2 protein-coding genes are annotated in these 1,282 nt (G+C 72.6%); both read right to left on the bottom strand.

Features of this window, described 5'->3' with window-relative positions; genetic code table 11:
• A partial coding sequence (locus tag MW084_RS24605) for a BlaI/MecI/CopY family transcriptional regulator (RefSeq protein WP_420833743.1) occupies positions 1-684 on the bottom strand: 684 nt, incomplete at its 3' end.
• A gap of 168 nt (positions 685-852) precedes the next feature.
• A complete protein-coding gene (locus MW084_RS15725; protein ID WP_010470326.1) occupies positions 853-1,041 on the bottom strand; it encodes a hypothetical protein in 189 nt (62 codons plus the stop codon).
• Positions 1,042-1,282: the final 241 nt, after the last annotated feature.

The following is a 1,282-nucleotide window of genomic DNA, read 5'->3' as shown; positions in this document are numbered from 1 at the left end:
GGCCGGGAAGGGGCGGGAAGGAACCCCGGGGGTTTCCCCGGACGGCGCCGCGGTGTCCCGGGGGGCGCTTTGCGGAGCCGTACCGCCGAATCCGCCGGCCGGGCTTTCCCCGGGGCGTTCGGCGGCGCTTTGCGGATCGGCGGGCCCCCCGGCGCTTCCGGGGTCCCCTTGGCCCGCGCTTTCCCCGGCACGCGGAGTGCCGGTGCCCGAAGCCGCGTGCCGCGTCGGCGCATTCGGGGGTTCTCCCCGCGGGGAGGTTTTTCCGGGGGTTTCGCGTTCCGGGCGCGCGGCGCCTTCCGGCCCTTCGGGTCTTCCTTCCGGAGTGCCGCGCCGGGTGATGCGGATCGCGTCGTCGAGTGCTTCCCGCTGCTCGGGTGACATCATGCCGAAGAACGCGACGAGCGCGGCTGCCGGGTTGTCGCTCAGCGACCACGCTTCGTTCATCAGTGCGGCCGAGTACGCCGCGCGCGTGGACACCGCCGTATATCGATAGGCCCGGCCGGCGACTTCCCTCCGCACCCAGCCCTTCTGATGGAGATTGTCCAGCACGGTCATGACCGTGGTGTAGGCGATGGACCGTTCCTTGCGGAGATCCTCCAGGACTTCCCGGACGGTGACCGGACGGTTCCATTGCCAGACGCGCGTCATGACGGCGTCTTCGAGCTCTCCCAATTGGCGGGGCACACTCCCACCATAGTGGGGGCCATCCGAACAAAGGGCGATTGGCGCAGCAAAAGGGGCGTACGGCTCATTTCATGCCGTACGCCTCTGTCCTTCGATGACCGGGGTCCTTCGAGGGCGGGGTTCCCGGGGCAGGTCTCTCGGGGCGGGACCCTCGGGGGTCAGGCCGGGTCAGGCCCCGCCAGGCCCCGCGGAACCCTCGGACCGGCTTCCGGCCTCGGTGCGCGCGAGCGCCGCATCGACGGCCGCGTCCTCCTTGGACTTGTTCGGGCCGCCCTGGCTCTTGACGATCGTCACCACGAGCGCGGTGAAGAAGACGGCCATCACCACGGGCGGAAGGAGCGCGGATACGTAGTCCATGGCATCCAGCCTAGCCCGGCGGCCCGGCGGCCCGAGGAGGGCGGGGCCGGGAACGCCTGGGCGGGCGGTTCCGGACGGTCCTGGCGGCGGCGCCCGGCGGGCCCGAAGAGGACGGGTCCGGGGCCNNCGCGGGCCCCTCGGCTCCCTCGGCTCCTCGGCGTGCCCGGCGGCGGCGCNNGGNCCGGGCANNNCGCCGAGCNGNNGNAGCCGAGGGGGTCCCTTAAACACATTCCCGGGCCCC

Source organism: Streptomyces sudanensis (assembly GCF_023614315.1).
Classification (GTDB): Bacteria; Actinomycetota; Actinomycetes; order Streptomycetales; family Streptomycetaceae; genus Streptomyces; species Streptomyces sudanensis.
The sequence above is the reverse complement of the archived record's forward strand: the minus strand, read 5'-3'. Positions and strand labels throughout refer to the sequence as shown.